The sequence below is a fragment of the Stenotrophomonas sp. 2YAF22 genome, assembly GCF_052114665.1.
GTDB classification, from domain to species: Bacteria; Pseudomonadota; Gammaproteobacteria; order Xanthomonadales; family Xanthomonadaceae; genus Stenotrophomonas; species Stenotrophomonas indicatrix.
The window spans coordinates 1-1,205 of the sequence record NZ_JBFRFE010000887.1; the positions used below are offsets into that span (position 1 = coordinate 1).

General features: G+C 66.5%; 1 protein-coding gene. It reads right to left on the minus strand.

The window, feature by feature from the left end:
* The coding region (locus AB4Y84_RS21995) for a dihydroxy-acid dehydratase domain-containing protein (RefSeq protein WP_442250975.1) at nucleotides 1–935 on the minus strand (935 nt) is incomplete at its 3' end.
* Nucleotides 936–1,205: the final 270 nt, after the last annotated feature.

Sequence of the window (1,205 nt, forward strand, 5' to 3'; positions counted from 1 at the left end):
ACCTTGCACAGCTGTGGCACGCGCCGCGACAGTGCGTCGATGTGGGACAGGTCGAAGTCGACCTCTGCTTCCTGCGCAGCGGCCAGCAGGTGCAGGATGGTATTGGTCGAGCCGCCCATGGCGATGTCCAGGGTCATGGCGTTGGCGAACGCGGCCTGGGTGGCGATGCCGCGCGGCAGCGCACGCGGGTCTTCGCCGCCATACCAGCGGTGGCAGAGTTCGACGATCAGGCGGCCGGCGCGACGGAACAGCGCTTCACGGTCGGCATGCGTGGCCAGGGTGGTGCCGTTGCCCGGCAGCGACAGGCCCAGTGCTTCGGTCAGGCAGTTCATCGAGTTGGCGGTGAACATGCCCGAGCACGAGCCACAGGTGGGGCAGGCGCTGCGCTCGTACTCGGCTACTTTCTCGTCGCTGGCGCTTTCATCGGCGGCGATCACCATCGCATCAACCAGATCCAGCTTGTGCTCGGACAGCTTGGTCTTGCCGGCTTCCATCGGTCCGCCGGAGACGAACACCACCGGGATGTCCAGGCGCAGCGCCGCCATCAGCATGCCGGGGGTGATCTTGTCGCAGTTGCTGATGCACACCAGCGCATCGGCGCAGTGGGCGTTGACCATGTATTCGACGGCGTCGGCGATGATCTCGCGGCTGGGCAGCGAGTACAGCATGCCGTCGTGGCCCATGGCGATGCCGTCGTCCACGGCGATGGTGTTGAATTCCTTGGCGACGCCGCCGACCTGTTCGATTTCGCGCGCGACCAGCTGGCCAAGGTCCTTCAGGTGCACGTGGCCGGGCACGAACTGGGTGAAGGAGTTGGCGATGGCGATGATCGGCTTGTGGAAGTCGCCATCCTTCATGCCGGTGGCACGCCACAAGGCGCGGGCACCGGCCATGTTGCGGCCGGCGGTGGAGGTGCGGGAGCGGTATTCGGGCATGGCTGGCGGAACGGGCGGGCCGTACGACGTGGGGGTCGGTTGATCATGGCGGAGTTTTTCGGTTGCTGCTGCAACCACCAGAGGTGGTCCGGCAGGGCTGCGCCCTGCACCTGCCGAATCAACGGCAACGGCAACGGCAACGGCAACGTCAAAAACTGGCTATCCCTGGGATGGCGGGGTGGGTCCGGTGGCGGGGGACGCCGTAAATACGTCCATGTAGGCTCGGTCGCGCCATCCATGGCGCTCACGCCCCCGCMACCGGACCCACCC